Origin of the sequence: Agrobacterium tumefaciens str. B6, from assembly GCF_001541315.1 — a bacterium.
In the GTDB taxonomy this organism is placed as follows: domain Bacteria; phylum Pseudomonadota; class Alphaproteobacteria; order Rhizobiales; family Rhizobiaceae; genus Agrobacterium; species Agrobacterium radiobacter.
The window spans coordinates 115,126-136,211 of record NZ_LMVK01000007.1 but is presented as its reverse complement, the minus strand read 5'-3'; the positions used below and the strand labels follow the sequence as shown (position 1 = coordinate 136,211).

General features: G+C 60.3%; 19 protein-coding genes. 11 read left to right on the top strand and 8 right to left on the bottom strand.

All coding sequences use genetic code 11. The annotated features are described in order from the left end of the window. The 4 genes from ASB65_RS07750 to ASB65_RS07735 all read right to left on the bottom strand — a co-directional run. The coding region (locus ASB65_RS07750) for a carbohydrate ABC transporter permease (RefSeq protein WP_060723528.1) at window positions 1-664 on the bottom strand (664 nt) is incomplete at its 3' end. Between the two features lie 12 nt (window positions 665-676). Next, a complete protein-coding gene (locus tag ASB65_RS07745; RefSeq protein WP_060723527.1) occupies window positions 677-1,549 on the bottom strand; it encodes a carbohydrate ABC transporter permease in 873 nt (290 codons plus the stop codon). A 71-nt stretch (window positions 1,550-1,620) separates the two neighbouring features. After that, the gene (locus ASB65_RS07740; protein ID WP_060723526.1) at window positions 1,621-2,898 is read right to left on the bottom strand and encodes a D-tagatose-bisphosphate aldolase, class II, non-catalytic subunit; all 1,278 of its coding nucleotides are present in this window, start codon (window positions 2,896-2,898) and stop codon (window positions 1,621-1,623) included. Beyond that, on the bottom strand, window positions 2,895-3,902 hold the full coding sequence (locus tag ASB65_RS07735) for a sugar kinase (RefSeq protein ID WP_060723525.1): 1,008 nt from the start codon (window positions 3,900-3,902) through the stop codon (window positions 2,895-2,897). The genes ASB65_RS07740 and ASB65_RS07735 overlap by 4 nt, the downstream gene beginning before the upstream one ends. A 311-nt stretch (window positions 3,903-4,213) precedes the next feature. Here ASB65_RS07735 and ASB65_RS07730 point away from each other — a divergent pair, with 311 nt between their 5' ends. From ASB65_RS07730 to ASB65_RS07715, 4 genes are all read left to right on the top strand, one after another. Next, on the top strand, window positions 4,214-5,527 hold the full coding sequence (locus ASB65_RS07730; protein ID WP_060723524.1) for an ABC transporter substrate-binding protein: 1,314 nt from the start codon (window positions 4,214-4,216) through the stop codon (window positions 5,525-5,527). Between the two features lie 260 nt (window positions 5,528-5,787). Then, window positions 5,788-6,558, top strand: coding sequence for a galactitol 2-dehydrogenase (locus ASB65_RS07725; RefSeq protein ID WP_060723523.1), 771 nt, complete (start codon window positions 5,788-5,790; stop codon window positions 6,556-6,558). A gap of 16 nt (window positions 6,559-6,574) precedes the next feature. Then, entirely contained in the window at window positions 6,575-7,585 is a 1,011-nt protein-coding gene (locus ASB65_RS07720; protein WP_003510377.1) for a D-altritol 5-dehydrogenase, read from the top strand. A 116-nt stretch (window positions 7,586-7,701) separates the two neighbouring features. After that, window positions 7,702-8,715 carry a LacI family DNA-binding transcriptional regulator gene (locus tag ASB65_RS07715; protein WP_003510378.1) on the top strand — a complete coding sequence of 338 codons (1,014 nt, stop codon included), beginning with the start codon at window positions 7,702-7,704 and terminating at the stop codon, window positions 8,713-8,715. A 100-nt stretch (window positions 8,716-8,815) separates the two neighbouring features. Here ASB65_RS07715 and ASB65_RS07710 read toward each other — a convergent pair whose 3' ends face one another. Continuing rightward, window positions 8,816-10,012: an MFS transporter gene (locus tag ASB65_RS07710; RefSeq protein WP_003510380.1), complete on the bottom strand. Its 1,197-nt coding sequence runs from the start codon at window positions 10,010-10,012 to the stop codon at window positions 8,816-8,818. 124 nt (window positions 10,013-10,136) lie between these two features. On the opposite strand from ASB65_RS07710, the gene ASB65_RS07705 reads away from it, so the two are divergent. Continuing rightward, window positions 10,137-10,991, top strand: a complete 855-nt coding sequence (locus tag ASB65_RS07705) for an AraC family transcriptional regulator (protein WP_003510382.1) — start codon at window positions 10,137-10,139, stop codon at window positions 10,989-10,991. A gap of 137 nt (window positions 10,992-11,128) precedes the next feature. On the opposite strand, the gene ASB65_RS07700 is transcribed toward ASB65_RS07705, so the two are convergent. Beyond that, a complete protein-coding gene (locus ASB65_RS07700; protein ID WP_003510385.1) occupies window positions 11,129-12,019 on the bottom strand; it encodes a helix-turn-helix domain-containing protein in 891 nt (296 codons plus the stop codon). 92 nt (window positions 12,020-12,111) lie between these two features. On the opposite strand from ASB65_RS07700, the gene ASB65_RS07695 reads away from it, so the two are divergent. The 6 genes from ASB65_RS07695 (at window position 12,112) to ASB65_RS07670 (ending at window position 19,873) form a co-directional block, all read left to right on the top strand. Then, window positions 12,112-13,383, top strand: coding sequence for an ABC transporter substrate-binding protein (locus tag ASB65_RS07695; protein ID WP_060723522.1), 1,272 nt, complete (start codon window positions 12,112-12,114; stop codon window positions 13,381-13,383). 261 nt (window positions 13,384-13,644) lie between these two features. Continuing rightward, window positions 13,645-14,505 carry a carbohydrate ABC transporter permease gene (locus ASB65_RS07690; RefSeq protein WP_003510388.1) on the top strand — a complete coding sequence of 287 codons (861 nt, stop codon included), beginning with the start codon at window positions 13,645-13,647 and terminating at the stop codon, window positions 14,503-14,505. Next, complete coding sequence (locus ASB65_RS07685) at window positions 14,502-15,338, top strand: carbohydrate ABC transporter permease (RefSeq protein ID WP_003510390.1); 837 nt, start codon at window positions 14,502-14,504, stop codon at window positions 15,336-15,338. Before ASB65_RS07690 ends, ASB65_RS07685 begins: the two co-directional genes overlap by 4 nt. Before the next feature lie 11 nt (window positions 15,339-15,349). Continuing rightward, a complete protein-coding gene (locus ASB65_RS07680; RefSeq protein WP_060723521.1) occupies window positions 15,350-16,435 on the top strand; it encodes an ABC transporter ATP-binding protein in 1,086 nt (361 codons plus the stop codon). 36 nt (window positions 16,436-16,471) lie between these two features. Beyond that, window positions 16,472-18,475, top strand: coding sequence for an aldo/keto reductase (locus ASB65_RS07675; protein ID WP_060723520.1), 2,004 nt, complete (start codon window positions 16,472-16,474; stop codon window positions 18,473-18,475). Between the two features lie 165 nt (window positions 18,476-18,640). Next, window positions 18,641-19,873, top strand: coding sequence for a M24 family metallopeptidase (locus tag ASB65_RS07670; protein WP_060723519.1), 1,233 nt, complete (start codon window positions 18,641-18,643; stop codon window positions 19,871-19,873). A gap of 22 nt (window positions 19,874-19,895) precedes the next feature. Here the strand turns inward: ASB65_RS07670 and ASB65_RS07665 are convergent, their stop codons facing one another. Beyond that, window positions 19,896-20,213 (bottom strand): cupin domain-containing protein, encoded by a 318-nt coding sequence (locus ASB65_RS07665; RefSeq protein WP_020812569.1) that lies wholly within the window; start codon window positions 20,211-20,213, stop codon window positions 19,896-19,898. Window positions 20,214-20,251: 38 nt separating this feature from the next. Continuing rightward, window positions 20,252-20,989 carry a FadR/GntR family transcriptional regulator gene (locus tag ASB65_RS07660; RefSeq protein WP_003508113.1) on the bottom strand — a complete coding sequence of 246 codons (738 nt, stop codon included), beginning with the start codon at window positions 20,987-20,989 and terminating at the stop codon, window positions 20,252-20,254. Between the last annotated feature and the right edge of the window lie 97 nt (window positions 20,990-21,086).

The window sequence follows — 21,086 nt, the reverse complement described above, 5'->3', positions numbered from 1 at the left end:
CTGCCTTGGTGGTCGTCAGCCGGATGGTCCAGAAGGATTCGTTCCAGGCGAGGATGACGTTCAGGAGCAGCGTCGAGGCGATGCCCGGAACCGCCATGGGGGTCAGTACATGCACGATCTCGTTCCAGAGCGAGGCACCATCCATGCGCGCGGCTTCAAGAATCTCACCGGGGATTTCGCGGAAGTAGGTGTAAAGCATCCACACCACGATCGGCAGGTTGATGAAGGTGAGCATGACGGTCAGCCCAATGCGGGTATCGAGCAGGCCGGCATTGCGGAAGATCAGGTAGATCGGCACCAGCACGGCAACCGCCGGCATCATCTTGGTGGAAAGCATCCACATCAGGATGTCCTTGGTGCGCTTGGTCGGCGAAAACGCCATCGCCCAGGCGGCGGGAATGGCGATGATGAGCGCGATGATCGTCGAGCCGAGCGACAGCACGACCGAGTTCATGAACGGCTTGAAGTAATCGCGCTGGGTCTGCACGGTGATGTAGTTTTCGAGCGTGCCCGAGGGAATGAGGCTGAAGCCTGCTATCGCCTCCGGCTCGGTCTTGATCGAGGTGAGGAAGGCATAAAGGATCGGGAAGAACAGCAGGAGCGCCACGGCCCATGCCGCGATGGTGAAGCCGATCTTCGCGCGTGTCGTTGTCTTGCGGGCCATGATCGCTTCTCCTTAACGGTCGAGGTTCTTGCCGACGGCGCGCATCAGGAAGATGGCGACGATATTGGCGAGCACGACGGCGATGATGCCACCGGCCGATGCGCCGCCGACGTCGTAACCCAGAAGCGCCGTGCGATAGATGAGGAAGGCAAGGTTGGTGGAGGCATAACCCGGGCCGCCATTGGTGGTGACGAGGATTTCCGCGTAAACGCCGAGCAGGAAGATCGTCTGGATGAGGATGACGACCGTGATGGCGCGGGCCAGGTGCGGCAGCGTCAGGTAAACGAAGCGGTTGATGAAGTTGGCGCCATCCATCTCGGCCGCTTCCTTCTGCTCGCCGTCGAGCGATTGCAGGGCGGTCAAGAGGATCAGCGTTGCAAAGGGCAACCATTGCCAGGCGACGATGATGATGATGGAGAGCAGCGGAAACTGCGCGAACCAGTCGACCGGCTGCAGGCCGAAGAAGCGCGACAGATCGGCAAGCACGCCGTAACCGGGATGCATGATCATGTTCTTCCACACCAGCGCCGCGACAGGCGGCATGACGAAGAAGGGCGAGATGATCATGATGCGCACGATGCCCTGGCCGAAGATGTCATTATCAAGCAGGAGCGCAATCGCAATACCGCCGATGACGGTGATCAGAAGCACGCCGCCGACGATGGCAAGCGTGTTGAAGATCGACTGGAAGAAGGCCGGATCGGTATAGAAATACTGGTAATTGAACAGGCCCGCGAAGCTGACATTGGCAGGGTTCAGGAGATTGTAGTTCTGGAACGAGAACCACAGGGTCATCGCCAGAGGCACGATCATCCACACCAGCAAAAGCAGCACCGAAGGCGCCAGCATAACCCGCGCCAGACCGCTCGTGTTTCGTGTTGCCATTGGTAGTCCCCTCCATGACCGATACCCGCAACGTCTCCGCCGGGGCATCCGAATTTAACTTGACGATTGTCTTAGCAGCGACCTTCGCCCGTCGCCGCATGGTAGGTTGCTAGCACCTGATCCACCGCGGCGATCAGAACCTCCTCCATATCCTTGCCTGCAACCGTTGCGAGCGGCAGCTCGCCGAGGTATTGGCGCAGCAGGGTTTCGGGAATTGTCTTCCCGTCAAGCGCCTCATGCAAGGCGGAAACGGCTGCGAGCGCCTCGGGCCTTGTCCAGTAATAGCGAATGCGGTCGCTGTAGCTGTAGTGACGCTGCAATCTGAGCGTGATGTCATCACCATGGTAATGACCCTGCCAGTCGCCGGGCGCGCCGAGCATCAGCTGTTCCATGGTCCGCGCCAGCGGCCGGTCGCCATAGTCGCCGACCATCTCGGATGCGATCATATCGAGAGCGTAGAGTGCTTCGCGGTAAGCGAAGGTCAGCCCCGGACCGACTTTCAGGATCGGATATCCATCGCGCACTAGGGCGCCAAGCGCTGCTCTCGTTTGATAATCCGTCGAGTGTGCCTCAAAGACCAGTTGCGGTTCGCCGTCCAGTACGGCGCTGAGCGCCGTGGCCGCATCCGGATTGTAAGCGACGACATTGTCGCTGCCGAATTCCACGCCGGGCTGCACGACAAAGGCGATGACCCGTTCGAACGCATCGGAAAGACCGTGCTGCGCGAATATCTCACGGTGCAGGTCAATGGTCGTGCGCGCCGCCTGCGGCTCGGTGGGCGCCACCGTGTCGAGCACGTGATCGGCGCCGCCCGGCACCGGCACTTCGGTGCCGAGAATGTAAAGCGGTTTTGGCAGGCGCGCCTCGGCGGCTGCCTTTTCGGCGACAGCCGCGAGTTTTGCCGCGCGATTGGCAATGGTCACGTCATCCAGTGCGGCCGGCTCACCGGCGCAGCCCATCGACGCATCCAGATGAATCTTGCGAAAACCGGCTGTGACATAGGCTTCGACCATGGTGGCTGCTTTTGTCAGCGCGTCTTCGGCTTTCTCCTTGCGCCAGGGATTGGGACCGAGATGATCGCCGCCGAAAATCAGGAGCTCGCCGGGCAGTCCTTCTTCCTGCGCAATGCTGTTGACGAAGGTAACGAAGTCGCGCGGCGTCATGCCGGTATAACCGCCGAGATGATTGACCTGGTTGCAGGTGGCCTCGATCAGCACGGCTGTTTGACCGGCAGCGGCGCGGCGGATTGCGGCGCGCAGGACAACGGGGTGGGCAGAGCAGACCGAAGTGATACCTGCCGGCTTGCCGGCACGGCGCGCGGCGGCGAGATTTTCCAGAATGGCGGTCATAGGACTTCCTCCGACAATAGCGCGGTCATGAAGGCGTCAAGTTCGGCAAGGCTGGCAGCGCCTTCCATGGGGCCGCGCTTTATGACGTTGTGCGCGCCTGATGCATTGGCATAGGTGAGCGCTCTTTCGGGATGCATGCCGAGGCGGCGGCAGGTGAGGTAAGTTGCGCCGAAACAGTCGCCGGCGCCGGTCGGATCGATTTCGGAGACCGTCAGTCCGGGGGCGTCGATGCGGCCATAGGCGCGGCTGAAGTGGCTGGCGCCTTGCGCGCCGCGCTTCAGCACGATCTCGCCGATACCGGAGGCGAGGAGCTTTTCTATCGCTGCGTCCTCGTTATCCAGACCGGAGGCAGCTTGAAGTTCTTCGCCGGAAGGCAGCAGAAGGTCGGTGACATCAAGGAGATCGTCGATCAGCTTGCGGCCCTCGTTACCCTGCACCAGTTCCTTGCGGATGTTCGGATCGAAAGACACCGAGCCGCCGCGCGCCTTGACGCTTTTGATCGCCTCCAGAATGGTCTCGCCGATACCGGCAATCGCAAACGCCGATCCCATGACGTGCACATGGCCCGCCTGTTCGATGAGAGCCTGCGCCTTATCAGTCATGTGCGTTTCGCGCGCTGCCGAATGGGCGATGTTGAAAACGAAATCCCGTGCGCCGTTTTCCCTGTAGCGGACAAAAGCGCTGCCGGTCGGCCGGTCCGCAATGGTGGCGATGGCCGATATGTCCACGCCGTCACGGCGCAGCCGCTCGATGTTGAGGCGGCCGAAATCGTCATCGCCAACCGCCGCGATAATGCCGGCGCTGCCGCCGCAACGCGCGACCTGATCGATGAAAATGGCGGGCGCGCCGCTTGGAAAGGGGCCGATCAGCGTTTGCGGCTCGAGAAAGCCGCCGCCCACTGTCGTCGCCATGATTTCCACGAGGATTTCACCCGCCGTAATGGTCGGGCCTTTCGCGTGCGGCGCCAGTGCGGATACCTGCCTCATCGTCTCCTCCATATGCATTCGGCTCCCACCTTTCCGGTGGGTGCAAACCCCCGACGTCCCGGCTCTGCTATTTTCCGGATATCAGTTAAAATTTACGCGCGTCAAGATATTTTTTGATGATATTTTTGTTGCGATGCCGCAAGTAAAGCGGATCATGAAATTATTTTTGATGACATTATCGACTTTAAAACAGCAAGTTATAGCAGTATATCCAAGAGTGCTCACGTCACAGTCTATTTTTGGATGTTGACAAATGACGAGATTGTGCGAGATAAAAATTTACGCATGTATTGTTATGCGTGGACATCCGTAAAGGAGGAGCGGGTCTCATGAGCAAATTCATTGGAATTCTGTCGTCGTCTGTGGTTGGAGCGGGCCTTTTGGCCGGACTTGCGCAGGCGGAAGAAATCAACATCGCCACCGTCAACAATGGCGACATGATCATCATGCAGAAGCTTTCCAGCGCCTGGGAGAAGGAAACAGGAAACAAGATCAACTGGATCGTGCTGGAAGAGAATGTTCTGCGCGAACGCGTCACCACCGATATCGCCACCAATGGCGGCCAGTTCGACATCATGACCATCGGCGGTTACGAAGCGCCGATCTGGGGCAAGCAGGGCTGGCTGGCGCCGGTTGATGATCTCGGCGACGATTACGATTACGCCGATCTGCTCGATCCGATCAAGAAAGGCCTGACGGTGGACGGCAAGCTTTACGCGGTGCCGTTCTACACCGAAAGCTCGTTTACGCTTTACCGCAAGGACCTGTTCGACGCCGCCGGCCTGAAGATGCCTGACAATCCGACCTACGACCAGATCAAGGATTTTGCCGCCAAGCTGACCGACAAGTCGAAGCAGCAATATGGCATCTGCCTGCGCGGCAAGCCGGGCTGGGGCGAGAACATGGCTTTCCTCGGGACCATGATCAACACCTATGGCGGACGCTGGTTCGATATGGACTGGAAGCCGCAGCTGACGAGCGAGCCGTGGAAAAAGGCGATCTCGGATTACCTCGCGCTGATGACCTCTTACGGCCCGCCCGGTGCGGCAGCCAACGGCTTCAACGAGAACCAGACGCTGTTTTCATCCGGCCGCTGCGCCATGTGGATCGACGCCACCTCGGCGGCAGGCCGGGTCTATGATCCCAAACAGAGCCAGGTCGCCGACAAGACCGCCTTCACGCGGGCTCCGGTCGAGGCGACGCCGAACGGGTCGAGCTGGTCTTGGTCGTGGAACCTTGCAATTCCGAACAGCACGAAGAAGCTCGAAACCGCCAAGTCCTTCGTCAAATGGGCGACCTCGAAGTCCTATGTGAAGACGGTCGGTGAAAGCGAAGGCTGGGTTGCCGTGCCGCCGGGCACGCGCAAATCCACCTATGAGCTGCCGGAATACAAGAAGGCGGCACCCTTTGCGGATACGGTGCTGAAGGCCATCATGTCGGCCGATCCGTCGAAACCAACCAAGGATCCGGTTCCCTATACCGGCGTGCAGTTCGTCGCCATACCGGAATTCCAGTCGATCGGTACGGTTGTCGGCCAGCAGATCGCGGCAGCCCTTTCCGGCCAGCAGACCGTCGATGCGGCGCTTGAGGGCGCACAGAAACAGGTCGAGCGTGACATGACCCGCGCGGGCTACATCAAGTAGCCGCGTCCTCCCGGCGTGCCGCCCGTTCGTCACTTTGGCGGCGGGCGGCATGGGTGGCCCCACACCCGCCGCCCTCATTCCTGTGCTTGTCACAGGAAACCAGCCAGCCCGAGTCCTTGGGCTGAAAGAACTCTCTCAGCCGCGTGAAAGCCACGTCGACTGGATTCCTGTGACAAGCACAGGAATGAGGGGGTGAGAAAATTGCATCTAACAACAAGCGAGCATGGCCGAGTTGTCCGCCATGCATCACGGAGATCGACATGAGATTGAACAACAAGGTCGCGCTAATTACAGGCGCCGCCCGCGGTATCGGCCTTGGTTTTGCGCAGGCTTTTGCAGATGAGGGTGCAAAGGTCATCATCGCTGACATCGATATCGCCCGTGCGACGGCGTCTGCCGCCGCCATCGGCCCTTCTGCCAAGGCCGTAAAGCTGGATGTGACTGACCTTGGTCAGATCGATGCGGTGGTGAAGGCGGTGGATGAGGAATTCGGCGGCATCGATATCCTTGTCAACAATGCCGCTATCTTCGATATGGCGCCGATCAACGGTATTACCGAAGAGAGCTATGAGCGGGTTTTCGACATCAATCTCAAGGGACCGCTTTTCATGATGAAGGCCGTCTCCAATGTCATGATTGCCCGTGCACGCGGCGGCAAGATCATCAATATGGCGAGCCAGGCCGGCCGTCGCGGTGAGGCGCTCGTCACGCTTTATTGCGCTTCCAAGGCCGCGATCATTTCCGCCACGCAGTCGGCGGCGCTGGCGCTCGTCAAGCACGGCATCAATGTCAACGCCATCGCGCCCGGTGTCGTGGATGGTGAGCACTGGGAAGTGGTGGATGCGCATTTCGCCAAATGGGAAGGCCTGAAGCCGGGGGAGAAGAAGGCGGCGGTAGCTAAATCCGTGCCGATCGGCCGTTTCGCCACGCCCGATGACATCAAGGGGCTGGCGGTTTTCCTCGCCTCTTCCGACAGCGATTATATTCTCGCCCAGACATACAATGTCGATGGCGGCAACTGGATGAGCTGAAAAGCCGGAGATGACCATGCATGCCATTCAATTCGTCGAGAAGGGACGCGCCGTGCTGGCGGAGGTTCCGGTCGCGGATCTACCGCCGGGCCACGCCCTCGTGCGGGTCAAGGCTTCGGGGCTTTGCCACACCGATATCGATGTACTCCATGCACGTTATGGCGACGGTGCCTTTCCCGTCATCCCGGGCCATGAATATGCCGGTGAAGTTGCGGCCGTGGCCGCTGATGTGACTTGCATCAAGGTTGGTGAACGGGTGGTGGTCGATCCCAATCTGCCCTGTGGCGTCTGCGCGAGTTGCAGGAAGGGGCTTACCAACCTCTGCAGCACACTGAAGGCCTATGGCGTCTCCCATAATGGCGGCTTTGCGGAATTCAGCGTGGTGCATGCCGATCACCTGCACCGCATCGGTTCCATGCCCTATCATGTCGCGGCATTGGCAGAACCGCTCGCCTGCGTCGTCAATGGCATGCAGAGCGCGGGCATCGGCGAAAGTGGTATCGTACCGGAAAACGCGCTGGTTTTTGGTGCCGGCCCTATCGGCCTGCTGCTTGCCTTGTCGCTGAAATCGCGCGGCATCAGGACGGTGACGATTGCCGACATCAATGAAAGCAGGCTGGCCTTCGCCGAAGATCTCGGGCTTGAGGTGGCGGTTTCCGGCTCGGAAGCGCTCCTGCGGCAACAGAAATCGTTCGATTTCGTGGCCGATGCGACCGGCATCGCCGCTGTTGCGGAAGCGATGATCCCGCTGGTTGCCGATGGCGGTACGGCGCTGTTCTTCGGCGTCTGCGCGCCGGATGCCCGCATTGCTGTCTCTCCCTTCGAAATCTTCAGGCGTCAGCTGAAGCTTGTCGGTTCACATTCGCTGAACCGTAACATTCCGCAGGCGTTAGCTATTCTGGAAACGGATGGCGATGTCATGGCGCGGCTGGTGTCGCACCGGCTGCCGCTTTCGGAGATGCTGCCGTTCTTTACGAAAAAGCCGTCCGATCCGGCTACAATGAAAGTGCAATTTGCGGCCGAATGATCTTTTGGCCGTTGATAACCACATTCGACCGGCTTTTCGTGCGAAGGCCGGTCGATATAGAATACCACATGTAATATTTCATGGGGGCAAGCACTTTGGCCAAATCTATCAGGACGATGGAAGAGTTTTCGGAATTCGTCGGCCTTTCCCGCCCGACCGTTTCGAAATACTTCAATGATCCGGCCTCGGTCCGCAAGAAGACCCGGGATGCCATCGAGGACGCGCTGAAGAAATCGGGCTTCAGGCCCAATATCTTTGCCGTGAACCTCAACCGCCGCCGTTCCAATATCATCGGCATCATCATTCCCAACTCAACCGACCCGTTCTACATGGCGCTGACGAGCCGTATCGAACTCATCGCCAACGAGGCGGGGTTCCTTGCCTTCGTGCTGTCGTCCGACGGCAAGGCGGAGATTGAAGACCGCGCCATCCGCACCTTCAAGTCGATGAATGTCGCGGGCGCCATCATCGCCCCGCTCGGTGTCAAATCCCACCGCGCCACGCTGGAGCAGCTCGCGGCCAGTATTCCGATCGTTTATGTGGATTCGCCTCTCGATGAGACCTCGGCCTTTGTCGGCACCGACAACCGCCAGAGTGTCGGGCTGATGGTGGATTATCTCTGCCGTTCGGGCGAGCCGCCCTGTTTCTTCGACATGCCGCAGGTCAACACCAATGCTGCGACGCGCCGCACGGCTTACGTGGAGGCCATGCAGCGTCTCGGTTTCGAGCCGCATGTGATCGATGTCCCTGATATCGTCACCTGGGATTTTGAACGTTTCGCCTTTGATGAAGCCTCCCGGCTGCTTGATGGGGCAGGGCTTTTGCCATCGCGCACCATTCTGTGCGCCAACGACCGTATCGCCTTCGGCGTCATCGCCGCCGCCTTCCAGAAAGGGATCAAGGTTGGTCACGGTGCGGATTACGATCTCCGGGTCGCCGGCCATGATGATCATCCGCTGTCGCGTTACGCCTGCCCGCCGATTACCACGGTGGCGCAGAACTATAACGAGATCGGCAGGCTCTCGATCGAGCTTCTGTTGCAGAAGCTGGATGAAGAGGCGGATGACGCAACCCGGATGCGCGAGCGCATTCTCCTCAGCGCCGATCTGATGTTGCGTAAATCGGCCTGACGGTTTTTGGCGCAGAGTGCGGTCTTCGCTTAACGGATCACGGCGATCACCTGAGTATCACAGGTGACCGCCGTGATGAAAAGCGTTGAACGCAAGGCTTTTAGCGGTGGCTTGGCAGCTTCGGCAGGAACACCGTCAAAAGGCCGAGCAGCGGCATGTAGGAGCAGATGCGATAGACGAATTCAATGCCTTCCTTGTCCGCATAGACGCCTAGAACCGCCGCCCCGATACCGCCGAAACCGAAGGCGAAACCGAAGAACATGCCGGCGATGAGGCCGACGCGACCCGGCACCAGTTCCTGTGCGAACACCACGATGGCCGAGAAGGCCGACGAGAAGACGAAGCCGATCACGACGACCAGAACCGCCGTCCAGAACAGGTTGGCATAGGGCAGCATCAGCGCGAAGGGAATGACGCCGAGGATCGAGAACCAGATGACCACGCGGGAGCCGAAACGGTCACCGATCGGGCCGCCGAAGAACACGCCGAGCGCCGAAGCCCCGAGGAAGAGGAACAGCAGAACCTGCGCGTCCTGCACGCCAAGACCGAACCGGTCGATCGTGTAGAAGGTGAAGTAGCTGGACAGGCTGGCGAGATAGGCGTTCTTGGTTGCGGTCAGGACCACCAGAACGAGAAGCGTCATCATAACCGTGCCGCGTGCCAGCGGCAGGGCGCGGCTGACAGGGGCCTTGCCGACGGTGGCGCGGCGATGGCGGGTATACCAGACGCCGACCCAGGAAAGCACGCCAAAACCGACGAGCGCAATCAGCGAGAACCAGCTGAGGCTCGACTGGCCGAGCGGTATGACGATGAAAGCGGCGAGCAGCGGGCCGATGGCCGTTCCGGTATTGCCGCCGACCTGGAAGAAGGACTGTGCAAGGCCGTGACGGCCGCCGGATGCCAGGCGCGCAACACGCGAGGCTTCCGGATGGAAGATCGCCGAACCGATGCCGATGAGGCAGGCACCGATCACCAGAACCTCGAAACTGTGGGCGAAGGCGAGCGTGATGAGGCCGGCGCAGGTGGACAGCATGGCGACGGGCAGGGAGAAGGGCATGGGCCAGCGATCGGTCACCATGCCGACGACCGGCTGCAACAGCGATGCGGTGACCTGAAAGGCGAAGGTCAGCAGCCCGATCTGCATGAAGTCGAGCGCGTAATTGGCCTTCAGCAGCGGGTAAAGCGACGTCAGCAGCGATTGCATGATGTCGTTGAGCATATGGCAGAAGCTCGCGGCAGCGATGATTGAAAACGCCGTGCGTTGCGGGTTGAACCCGGCGCTGGTGACGGTGGCCATGATGTATCCTCTCCAGATTCCCGATGGAAGGGCGGGAAACGTGTCTTTATTTCTTCCCGCTTTTATTCATATTGTTTCTGGCCTGCATTTGTGTTCTGGACGAGTTTCTTTGTGAGTGGGCCAAATGGCAAAAATCAAATCGCGGCCGCCTGCAGGGCTGACGCAGGACGAGCATGAACGCAGTCTGAAATTGATCGACGGCACCAATGAACCGGTGCTGGCGCTTTGCCGCGTCTATCCCACGGGGCACCGAACCCCGCCCCACAGCCACAGCCGGGTACAGATCTGGTGTGCACGTCAGGGTGTGGTGCTGGTCAGCACCGCCGATGGGCGCTGGATGATACCGCCCGGTCACGGGCTCCTCATTCCTGCCGGGCTGCAGCACGAGGCCGAGACCATTTCCACGGTGGAGATGCACTCGATTTACGTTCATCCCGATCTCTTCCATGCCGGCGCGCCGCGGGTGGTGGAAATAACCGATCTCGCCTCCAGCCTGATTTCGGAACTGCTGGCTGAGGAACACCAGCCGTCGGCATTTCATCGGCAGGGCCTCGTGCGCGCGCTTTTGCTGGACGAGGTCAACCGCCTGCCGGAAAGGCCGCTCGGATTGCCTTTTCCCGATAATCAGCGTCTGGCTGCGCTCTGCCGCGATTTCCTCAAGAAGCCCGTAGCACGGGTGGAGATCGACGACTGGGCGGCAGCCATGGGAATCAGCCGCCGCTCTTTCACGCGCCTGTTCCGCCGGGAACTCGGGGTGAGTTTCGTCACCTGGCGCCAGCAGGCCTGCATTTTCGCTTCACTGCCGAGGCTGGCGGCCGGCGAGGCGGTGACCAATGTGGCGTTGGATGCCGGTTATGAAAACATTCCCGCCTTCACCACCATGTTCCGGCGGATGCTCGGCAGTTCGCCCCGGGCTTATCGGCAGGCGGCGCGGCAGCGCGGCGGAGCTTTTCCGAAACCGGAAGAAATTGGGGACTAGGCTTCACGCTCCTCCTCATCCCTGTGATTGTCACAGGGATCCAGCCCGCCAAAGTCTTGAGCTGAAAAGAGTCCTCTCGCCGCGTAGACGCGCGTCGACTGGATTCCGGTGACAAGCACAGGAATGAGGGAGGTGCCCTAAGCCGCCGTCGCCCGCATGTCGCGGCGGAAATCGGAAGGTGACATGCCGGCGATCTGGCGAAATGCCTTGTTGAAGGCGCTGACGGAGCCGAAGCCGCTTTCCATGGCGATCTGCAGAATATTGTCCTTGCCGGTCATCAGCATTGCCTGTGCACGCGAAAGGCGTAGCAGGGTCAGATATTTGATCAGCGTCATGCCTGTGGACTTGCGGAACAGGTTCATCGCATATTTCGGATGCAATGATGCGGCGCGGGCAATATCGGTCGCGTCGATATCGTCGAGGAAATTGGCGGCGATGAAATCGCACATGCGCACCACGCCGATGGATGGCGCCATGCCTTCCTCATCCTCTCTGTGTTTTGCATCGGCGGCGGACGATACGACGGAATAGGGTTCGAGAAACATCCGTTCCACCCGCAGCAGCAATTCCTCCACCGCATGTTGCGCTCTGGCCGGATCGCCTGAGGCGACATAGCGGAACCAGCGGCCGAAATTCTCCTTATCCGCCAGGTCAGTTTCGGCGCTGACCATTGTGGCGCCACCCATCAACTGGCTGGAGACGGCGGCAGGCAGGCGCATTCGGAAGAAATGCACGAGCGGCAGATGCGCGCCCGCATAAAAGGAATCGTCGGAGGAGCGGTCCATCTGGTGCGGCTGGCCACCCCAGAAAATGCACATCTGGCCGGCCTCGAGCGAGAGTTCATGATCGCCCATGCGGTAATGCACCGATCCCGACATCACATAATTCACCTCCACCTGCGCGTGCCAGTGGGGGCGGAGCATGATGGGCGGGTGATTATGAAAGAGCTGAAGCGTTGTCGGCATGCCTTCGATGCTGCTCGCACCCGGCTGGTAGAAGGCTCTTTCGGCAATCTTACTTTCCGCCAAATCGGTGTTCCCTTTTTACGAGACAGATTTCCTGCCGCCGCTAATGTGCCCATGTTCGCTTAAGAACGGCAATTGAAAAAGGGAGGTTTTCAATGTGCTTGAAATTTCTAGGCGCGTCTACCGCTATGCTGCTTCTTGCAGCCCCGGCTTTCGCGCAAACCGAGACCGTCACCATCTGGAGCTGGAATGTCGCGGCTTCCGCGCTGAAATCCACGGTGGAAGGTTTCAATAAACAGAATCCGGATATCAAGATCGTCGTTGAAGACCTTGGAAACAATCAGGTTTTTGACAAGACGCTTGCCGCCTGCGCAGCCGGTGGTGATGGTCTTCCGGACATTGTCACCATAGAGAATTTCGAGGCGGAGCTGTTCTGGAGCCGCTTCCCCGATTGTTTCGCCAATCTGACCGAGCTTGGCTACACGCCTGAGAAACAGGCGCTTTTCCCTGATTTCAAGCGCACGGAACTAGAGGTTGACGGCGTCGCCTATGCGGTTCCGTGGGACTCGGGTCCGGTGGCGGTGTTCTATCGCCGGGACTTCTATGAAAAGGCGGGTGTAGATCCCGCCACCATCAAAAGCTGGGATGATTTCATCGCTGCGGGCAAAAAGGTCATGGCTGCCAATCCCGGCACGGTGATGGCGCAAGCCGATTTCAACGGCGACAGCGAATGGTTCCGCATGATCGCCAATGAACAGGGATGCGGTTACTTTTCGACCGATGGCCAGAGCATCACCATCAACAAGCCCGCCTGTGTCGCGACCCTTGAAAAGGTCAAGGAGATGAAAGACGCCGGCATCATCACGGCCGCGATCTGGGATGAAAAGATCCAGGCCAATACGGCAGGAAAGGCCGCAAGCCAGATGTATGGCGCCTGGTATGAAGGCACGGTGCGTTCCGGCTCTCCTGATCTTTCCGGCAAATGGGGCGTCTATCTGATGCCGAGCCTGACGCCGGATGGCCCGCATGCGGCCAATCTCGGCGGTTCGTCACTCGCAATCAGCTCGACATCCCAGCACAAGGAGGCCGCGTGGAAATATATCGATTACGCGCTGACCACCAATGAAGGGCAGGTGACGATGTTGAAATCCTTCGGCCTCGTTCCCTCGCTGCTGTCAGCCATTGACGATCCTTTCGTCAAGGAAAAGCAGGCCTATTGGGGCGGGCAGGCTGTGTGGGCCGATATTCTCGCCTCCCTGCCGAAGATTGTGCCAAGCCGCGGCACGGCGTTCCAGTCGGATGCCGATGCGATCTACAAGGCGACTCAGACGAAGTACTTTGCGGGCGGGTACCCCGATGCGAAGGCCGCGCTGGATGATGCGGCCAAGCAGATCGAAACGGCAACAGGTTTGCCGGCCGCGGAGTAAACAGTCGGTAGCTGATGGACCGAGCGGGTGCCGCGCGTTTCTTCTCCCCGAGGGGGAGAAGTCCGCGGCAGCGGGATGAGGGGCGAGGCCAGCGATAGACCGCGAGCTAGCCCCCTCATCCGGCCCTTCGGGCCACCTCCTCCCCCACGGGGAGAAGAAACGCGCGGTACCGCCTTGCCATGGCCTCGCCCTCAAAACGGGGGCAGCCTCTCCCAAGCTTTTCCATTTATCCGGCCAAACCGCCGGCATCTGGAGGTCGTCATGCCGTCAAGGAACAGGATCGCTTATGCGTTCCTTGCGCCCTATCTCCTGATTTTCGCCACCTTCTGGGTTTGGCCGATCATCAGCTCGTTCATGCTGTCGTTCCAGAACACACGCATCAATCCGTGGCGCTTCGCACCCTCCATGAACTGGGGGCGGCTCGTCTCCGACCCGGCTTTTTATAACGCGCTCTACAATACGCTGATCATTCTGGTCATTCAGGTGCCCGTCATGATCGCGCTTGCCACCGTCATGGCGGTGCTCTTGAATTCACCGCTCTTAAAGGCGCGGCCACTCTACCGTTTTGCCTTTTTCGCGCCTGTTGTTGTCGGCGAGGTTGCCTATGCAGCTGTTTTCCGGCTGATGTTCAGCGCCGATTTCGGCATCATCAACAAGCTCATCACCTTCGTCGGCCTTTCGCCCATTTCGTGGTTCGACAATGCCAATGCGGCCATGGCGCTCGTCATCATCGCGGTTACCTGGCGCTGGGCGGGGTATAACGCCATCATCATTCTGGCCGGGCTGCAATCCATCCCGGGTGATGTCTATGAGGCGGCGACGCTGGACAAGGTGAGCAAACGGCAGCAGTTCTTCTACATAACCCTGCCGCTCCTCAAGCCCATCATCCTCTTCTGCGTCGTCCTGTCGGTCATCGGCACCATGCAGCTTTTCGCCGAACCCTTCCTCATCACCAACAGGGGCGGGCCGGGCGGCGGCACGGAGACGCTGGGGCTGTTCCTTTACCGGCAGGGCTTCACCTCGCTCAATTTCGGTTATGCCTCGGCCATTGCCTACACCATGGCGGCGCTCGCCATCGCCATTTCGCTGCTCAATCTATGGGTCGGGAGGGAGCCGAAATGAGATCGAAATCGAGATCGCTTTTCTGGCAGAAGATCGCGCTGCATGCGGCGCTGACGCCGCTCGCCATCATCTGGCTGTTTCCGCTGTGGATGATGTTCGTGTTCTCGACGATGCCGGATTACGGCATTTTCAGCCCGGACATTGTGCTGGTGCCGTCCACCAACTTCATCGATAATTTCGAGAACCTTCAGGCGGATACGAATTTCCTGCGGGCCATGTTCATCTCGATCACCGTCGCTGTCATCTACACTGTCCTTTCGGTGTTCCTGACCTCGATGGCGGGCTGGGCGCTGGCGCGGTACCGCTTTGCGGGACGCGGGGTGGTGATCGCCATCATTCTCGGCACCATCACCCTGCCTTTTGCGGTCGTCGTCATTCCGCAGTTCATCATGGTGGCGCGCGAATTCAAGCTCGCCAATACCTGGGTGGCGCTGATCGTGCCGCCGCTGTTCAACTCGCTCGGCGTGCTGTTCATGCGGCAATCCTTCTCGATGATGCCGACGGAACTCTTCGATGCGGCACGGGTGGAGGGCGTCAAGGAGTGGCAGATATTTCTGCGCATCGCCCTGCCGCTGGCGCGGCCCACCATGGCGGCGCTGTCGATCATCCTCTTTCTGGCCTCGTGGAACAACTACCTCTGGCCGCTTCTCATCAATTCCCGCCCAGGAATGATGACCGCACCCGTGGCGCTTGGCACCCTCATCGGGCTCACCAAAGTGTCATGGGGCGGCATCATGGCCGGCGCAGTGCTGCTCACCGCACCCATCCTCGTGGTTTTCGTGGCCTTGCAGCGTCACTTCATCGCCGGCATTTCCGCCGGGGCAGTCAAGTAAGGGGAGGCCGCATGGCGGAACTTTCGCTCAAGAACGTGGTCAAGCGTTACGGCGCGCTCGAAGTCATCCACGGTGCCGATCTGGATATTGCCGACGGCGAATTCGTCGTCTTCGTTGGCCCCTCCGGATGCGGCAAATCCACGCTGCTGCGCATGATTGCCGGGCTGGAAGACATATCTGATGGTGATGTCAGCATCGGCGGCAGGACGGTCAATGATGCCGATCCGGCGGATCGCGGCATCGCCATGGTGTTCCAGTCCTATGCGCTTTATCCGCATATGACGGTTGCCGAAAACCTGTCCTTCGGCCTTCGAATGAATGGCAATCCCAAGGCCGATACGCAAAAGCGGGTCAACCGCGCCGCCGAAATCCTACAGATCAACGAGTTGATGGAGCGCCGGCCGAAGCAACTTTCCGGCGGCCAGAGGCAGCGTGTCGCCATCGGCCGCGCCATCGTGCGTGAACCGCAGGTTTTCCTGTTCGACGAGCCGCTCTCCAACCTCGATGCGGAGCTGCGGGTGCAGATGCGCGTCGAGATATCGCGGCTGCACAAGCAGCTGGGGACAACGATGATCTATGTGACCCATGACCAGACCGAGGCGATGACGCTGGCCGACAAGATCGTCGTGCTGCGCGCGGGCAATATCGAACAGGTCGGCGCGCCGCTCGATCTTTACGATGATCCCGCCAACCGTTTCGTTGCCGGTTTCGTCGGTTCGCCGAAGATGAATTTTCTCGACGCCACCATCATCTGCAGCGGCGCGGAGAGCGTGACGCTCTCGCTCGACAGCGATCCTGCGGTGCGGCTGACCCTGCCGACAAAGGCCCGCTTGAACGACGGAGCCCGTGTTTCGCTCGGCATCCGGCCCGAACATTTTTCCGATGCGGGGCAGGGCGATGCCGATCTCACCGTGCATGTCGATGTCGCCGAACATCTCGGCAATACCAGCTACGTTTATGCCCGTACCGAAGGCGGCGAGCAGCTCATCATCGAGAGGCCGGAATCGCGCGACGTCGGCAATCGCGACCGGCTGACGGTCGGTCTTTCCGCCCGCCGGGCCTTCCTTTTCGACAGCAAGGGCGAACGCCTGCGCTGAACCTTTTCCCAAGCACCTACATAAGACGAGGATTTCATGACGACCGAACAACCGATCCGCTGGGGCATCATCGGCCCGGGTACTATCGCGAAAACATTCGCTGACGGCATCGCCCATTCCCGTACCGGCAGGTTAGAGGCCATCGCCACCCGCAATCCGGACAAGCCCGGCCTGGCCGAGGCCTTTGCCGGTGCGCGCATCATTCATGGGTACGATGCGCTGCTTTCCGATCCCGATATCGATGCCGTCTATATCGCCACACCCCATACCGGCCATGCCGAATGGGCGATCAAGGCCATCCGCGCCGGCAAGAATGTATTGGTGGAGAAACCGATTGCGCTTTCCGCCTACGATGCCGACGCCATTTTCCACGAGGCGAGAAAGGCAGGCGTCTTTGCCGGCGAGGCCTATATGTATCGCCTGCACCCGCAGACGGCGAAATTGCTCGAACTGGTCAAGAGCCGCGCGGTTGGCGATATCCGCATCATCCGTTCCAGCTTCGGTTTCAACATGGGTTCGTTCCGGGCCGATCACCGGCTCTTCGCCAATGAGATGGCGGGCGGCGGCATTCTCGATGTCGGCGGCTATCCGGTCTCGATGGTGCGGCTGATTGCCGGCGCGGTGGATGGCAAACCCTTTGCCGAGCCGGAAAAGGTGGCGGGCGCTGCCCATCTCGGCCAGTCGGGTGTCGACGAATGGGCCTCGGCCGTGCTGAAATTTTCCAATGGCATCGTCGCCGAAGTGTCCTGCTCCATTATGGCGGGGCAGGACAATGTGCTGCGTATCATCGGCTCGGAAGGGCGGATCGAGGTCAAGGACTTCTGGTATGCCGCGGGCCACAAGGGCGGCACCGGCCGGATTGATATCTTCAGGGGCGACAAGGTGGAAACCATCGAACTGCCGGAGGATCGCTGGCTCTATTCGTTTGAGGTCGATGCAGCGGGCGAGGCGATCCGCCAGGGCAAAAAGGAATTCGATGCACCGGGCATGGGCTGGGCCGACAGCCTCGGCAATCTGCGTGTCATGGATCAATGGCGCGCCTCGGTCGGCCTTGAATACAGCGTCGAAAAGGCAACCTCGCGCGTTGCCAACATTACCGGCGGCAAGGTCGTGGCTGGAAACGCGGTTCCGAAGCGGCAGGTGCCGGGCCTTGCCAAGCCCGCTTCCGTGGTCGCGCTCGGTTTCGAATTTTTCCCCAATTTTGCTTCTGCATCGCTGACGCTCGATGCTTTTTACGAGGCGGGCGGCAATCTGTTCGATACGGCCTATGTCTATGGCGCCGGCAGGACCGAGGCGATTTTCGGTGACTGGCACACCAGCCGCAATGTGCCGCGCGAGGAGATCGTGCTGATCGGCAAGGGTGCGCATTCGCCGCTCTGCTATCCTGATATGATCGCCAAGCAACTCGACCAGTCGCTGGAACGTCTGAAGACGGATTATGTCGATGCCTATTTCATGCATCGCGATAATCTGGATATTCCGGTCGGTGAGTTCGTCGATGCCATGGATGCCGAGGTTCGGCGCGGCCGCATTCGCGGCATTTTCGGTGGTTCGAACTGGACGCGCGAGCGCATGGACGAGGCGGCCGCCTATGCTCAGAAGAACGGCAAACAGGCCCCGGGCGCGCTTTCAAACAATTTCTCGCTCGCCGAAATGCTCGATCCGATCTGGGCGGGATGCGTGGCGGCATCGGATGACGAGTGGAAGGAATGGCTGAAATCCCGCCAGATCCCCAATTTTGCCTGGTCCAGCCAGGGGCGCGGTTTCTTCACCGACCGGGCAGGGCGCGACAAGCAGGATGATGAGGAAATCGTCCGCGTCTGGTATTCCGACCGCAATTTCGTCCGCCGCGACAGGGCGATCGAGCTTGCGCAGAAACTTGGGCGGCACCCGATCCATATCGCGCTCGCTTATGTCATCGCCCAGCCTTTCCCGGTCATCCCGCTGATCGGACCGCGCACCATCGCTGAACTGGAGGACAGTCTTTCGGCGCTGGATATCAAGCTGACGGCCGAGCAGGTGAAGTGGCTGGAGGCCTGAAAGACAATGAGGCGGCGGATTTTGTCCGCCGCCTCATTGGGATAGGACAAGGCTCCTCCGCGTGCGGAAATCTTCCACCTTCATTCCTCTCCCGGCGACTGCTAAAGCGTAGGTTCATAAACCGTGCGGCCTAGCACCGCGCGCAAACGATCTACCGGGGTCCCCATGAGCGATATCGACCGAATCCGTGCGCAACAATTGATGCAGGAGGCTGATATCGACGCGCTGGTGTTGTTCCAGCCGGAAGCTTTCCGCTATACGGTCGGCGCTGCCGCCGGTGTCGCGACGATGTGGGGCAGGGCGGGCTCAGTGATTGCGCTGGTGCCGGCCGATGCTGGTGCAGGGCTTGCTGCTGCCGTCAGCGATCATGCCGCCCCGCTCGTCAGAAAGGCCGCGCCGGACATCGATCTGCGCTGCCATCGCATCTGGATCGATAGGGTCGATCTGTCCGGTACTGAGGCCATCGGGCAGGTGGACGATGCCTATCGCCGCCATAATGCCGGCGGCCCGAGGCCGGAGACATTCGATCGCACGGCCTGTTTCGGTCTGTTGGCTGACCTGCTGCAGGAGCGTGGACTATCGGGCGCGCGCATCGGCGCCGATCTCGAATTCATGCCCGCTGCCGATTTTCTGGCGCTGCGTCAGGCGCTTCCAGATGTGAACTGGATCGACGGTTCGGCGGTGTTGCGCCGCCTGCGCGCGGTGAAATCCGAACGCGAGATCGGGCTTCTGCGGCGCGCGGCAGCGGCGGCTGAGGCCGGGCTGGTCGCAATGGCAGCGGCCGTGAGGCCCGGAGCAGCGCTCGGCGGACTTTCTGCCGCCTGGAAGGCCGGCGTGCAGGCGCATGCCATGAAATCCGGTTTTTCACTGAGCGGGCATTGGGATTACATATCCGTGGGGCCTGCCTTGTCGGATATGGCGGCGGTTGTGACGCCGGGTGCGCTGATCAAGGCAGATGTCGGTACGCTGGTCGACGGTTATTCGTCGGATGGTGCAAGAACCTTTTCATGGGGACCGGTCTCGCCTTTGGCGTCCGATATCTTCAAGGCGCTGGAAGCAGCCTTCGCCTGCGGGCTGGAAGCGCTTCGCCCCGGCAACAGCTTCGGTGCGGTGCACGCCGCGATGCTCGCCTCGATGCGTAAGGATGGTTTCAGCGAATATTATCGCGGCCATTTCGGCCATTCCGTCGGCGGTGGTGTGGGCATCGAGGAATGGCCGTTCTTTTCCCATGACAATGCCGAAATCATTCTTCCGGACATGGTGGTCGCGCTTGAAGCGCCCTTTTATGGCGAAGGGTTGGGTGCGTTGATGATCGAGGACCAGTTTCTTGTTACATCATCTGGAGTGGAGTGCATGAACAGCCTGCCACGCACCCTGCGGGATTTGTCACTGGAGTGACGACCTGCCGCCGCGCTCTACCTCAGAGGAAATCGTCGCGGCGCGGGGTGAAGCAGTCGATCAGCTCGCCCTCTTCCAGGCACAGGCAACCATGCTCGATATGGCCGGGCACAATAAGGCTGTCGCCCTTCTGCAGGTCATAGGCTTCACCATCGCGGTAAAAACGGAAACTGCCGCTGGCGACATAGGTGGATTGCACATGCGGATGGCTGTGCAGCTTTCCTTCGGCACCGGTCTTGAAGCGGAAGGAAACCACCATCAGCTCCGGCGCTTCGGAAAGCACGGTGCGTTCGACACCATCGTCGGGTGAAACGGTGGGGAATGTCGGTAGCTGCTGCATGTCGTTCTCCTCAATCATGTAATGCGGTTTAGGCAGTTTCAGCGTGGTGCGCGCAGCATGGCGCGATACCGCGTCTGGCTGCTTTTCAGGTGGTTGCGCATGGCGCTTCGCGCCGCATCCTCGTTGCCGTCCTGTATGGCGATCAGGATCGCTTCGTGTTCGCCGACGAGACGGCTGAGATCGGCAGGTGAAAGCACGGTTTCCGAGCCGTTTTCGGCCACGGCGCGGCGTGGAATGACGGTCGGCCCCAGCACCTGCAGGAACTCGCTGAAGCGGGGATTGTTGGTCGCCTCGGCCACGGCGAGATGAAAGGCGAAATCGGCTTCGGCCGTCGGGCTGCCCTTGGCGGCGCTGGCACGGAAGGCATCGAAGGCCTCGATGATCTTTTCTTCCTGCGCCGGCGAACGGCGAATGGCGGCAAGGCCGGCGGCATCGCCTTCCACGGCCGTACGTAGCTCCAGCATCTCGATCAGCGAGGAGACGCGTGCGAGATCGACATTGTGGAAGGGCCGCCGCTCCGCAGGTGCGGGCTCCAGCACGAAGACGCCGGCGCCCTGACGGGGTTCGACCAGACCGTCGGATCGCAGCGAAGCGATAGCCTCGCGCACCACCGTGCGGCTGACGCCGAATTCCTGCGTCATCTGCGCTTCGGAGGGCAGGCGGTCGCCCGTCTTGTAACGGCCCTTGGCGATCTGGCTGCGGAGTTCCTCGGAAACCTTCACCACAAGCGTTCTGCCCTGTGGAGCGCCCGGTTCGGAGGTTGTCGCTTTTGTCATCTTGGTCGCCGTTCTAAAAAATGTCGGTTGCGTGCACCGGTCCTCGATACGTCATTCGCTGCCCGGCTTGCAATCCCGCCGCTTGCGCCGGGAATGT

Bases quoted from the DNA above. Each gene is read 5' to 3' on its own strand.
- ASB65_RS07665 (WP_020812569.1), bottom strand. From the start codon at position 20,213: ATGCAGCAGCTACCGACATTCCCCACCGTTTCACCCGACGATGGTGTC.
- ASB65_RS07725 (WP_060723523.1), top strand. From the start codon at position 5,788: ATGAGATTGAACAACAAGGTCGCGCTAATTACAGGCGCCGCCCGCGGT.
- ASB65_RS07720 (WP_003510377.1), top strand. From the start codon at position 6,575: ATGCATGCCATTCAATTCGTCGAGAAGGGACGCGCCGTGCTGGCGGAG.
- ASB65_RS07745 (WP_060723527.1), bottom strand. From the start codon at position 1,549: ATGGCAACACGAAACACGAGCGGTCTGGCGCGGGTTATGCTGGCGCCT.
- ASB65_RS07670 (WP_060723519.1), top strand. From the start codon at position 18,641: ATGAGCGATATCGACCGAATCCGTGCGCAACAATTGATGCAGGAGGCT.
- ASB65_RS07680 (WP_060723521.1), top strand. From the start codon at position 15,350: ATGGCGGAACTTTCGCTCAAGAACGTGGTCAAGCGTTACGGCGCGCTC.
- ASB65_RS07690 (WP_003510388.1), top strand. From the start codon at position 13,645: ATGCCGTCAAGGAACAGGATCGCTTATGCGTTCCTTGCGCCCTATCTC.
- ASB65_RS07685 (WP_003510390.1), top strand. From the start codon at position 14,502: ATGAGATCGAAATCGAGATCGCTTTTCTGGCAGAAGATCGCGCTGCAT.
- ASB65_RS07740 (WP_060723526.1), bottom strand. From the start codon at position 2,898: ATGACCGCCATTCTGGAAAATCTCGCCGCCGCGCGCCGTGCCGGCAAG.
- ASB65_RS07695 (WP_060723522.1), top strand. From the start codon at position 12,112: ATGTGCTTGAAATTTCTAGGCGCGTCTACCGCTATGCTGCTTCTTGCA.
- ASB65_RS07735 (WP_060723525.1), bottom strand. From the start codon at position 3,902: ATGCATATGGAGGAGACGATGAGGCAGGTATCCGCACTGGCGCCGCAC.
- ASB65_RS07715 (WP_003510378.1), top strand. From the start codon at position 7,702: ATGGAAGAGTTTTCGGAATTCGTCGGCCTTTCCCGCCCGACCGTTTCG.
- ASB65_RS07660 (WP_003508113.1), bottom strand. From the start codon at position 20,989: ATGACAAAAGCGACAACCTCCGAACCGGGCGCTCCACAGGGCAGAACG.
- ASB65_RS07710 (WP_003510380.1), bottom strand. From the start codon at position 10,012: ATGGCCACCGTCACCAGCGCCGGGTTCAACCCGCAACGCACGGCGTTT.
- ASB65_RS07705 (WP_003510382.1), top strand. From the start codon at position 10,137: ATGGCAAAAATCAAATCGCGGCCGCCTGCAGGGCTGACGCAGGACGAG.
- ASB65_RS07730 (WP_060723524.1), top strand. From the start codon at position 4,214: ATGAGCAAATTCATTGGAATTCTGTCGTCGTCTGTGGTTGGAGCGGGC.
- ASB65_RS07675 (WP_060723520.1), top strand. From the start codon at position 16,472: ATGACGACCGAACAACCGATCCGCTGGGGCATCATCGGCCCGGGTACT.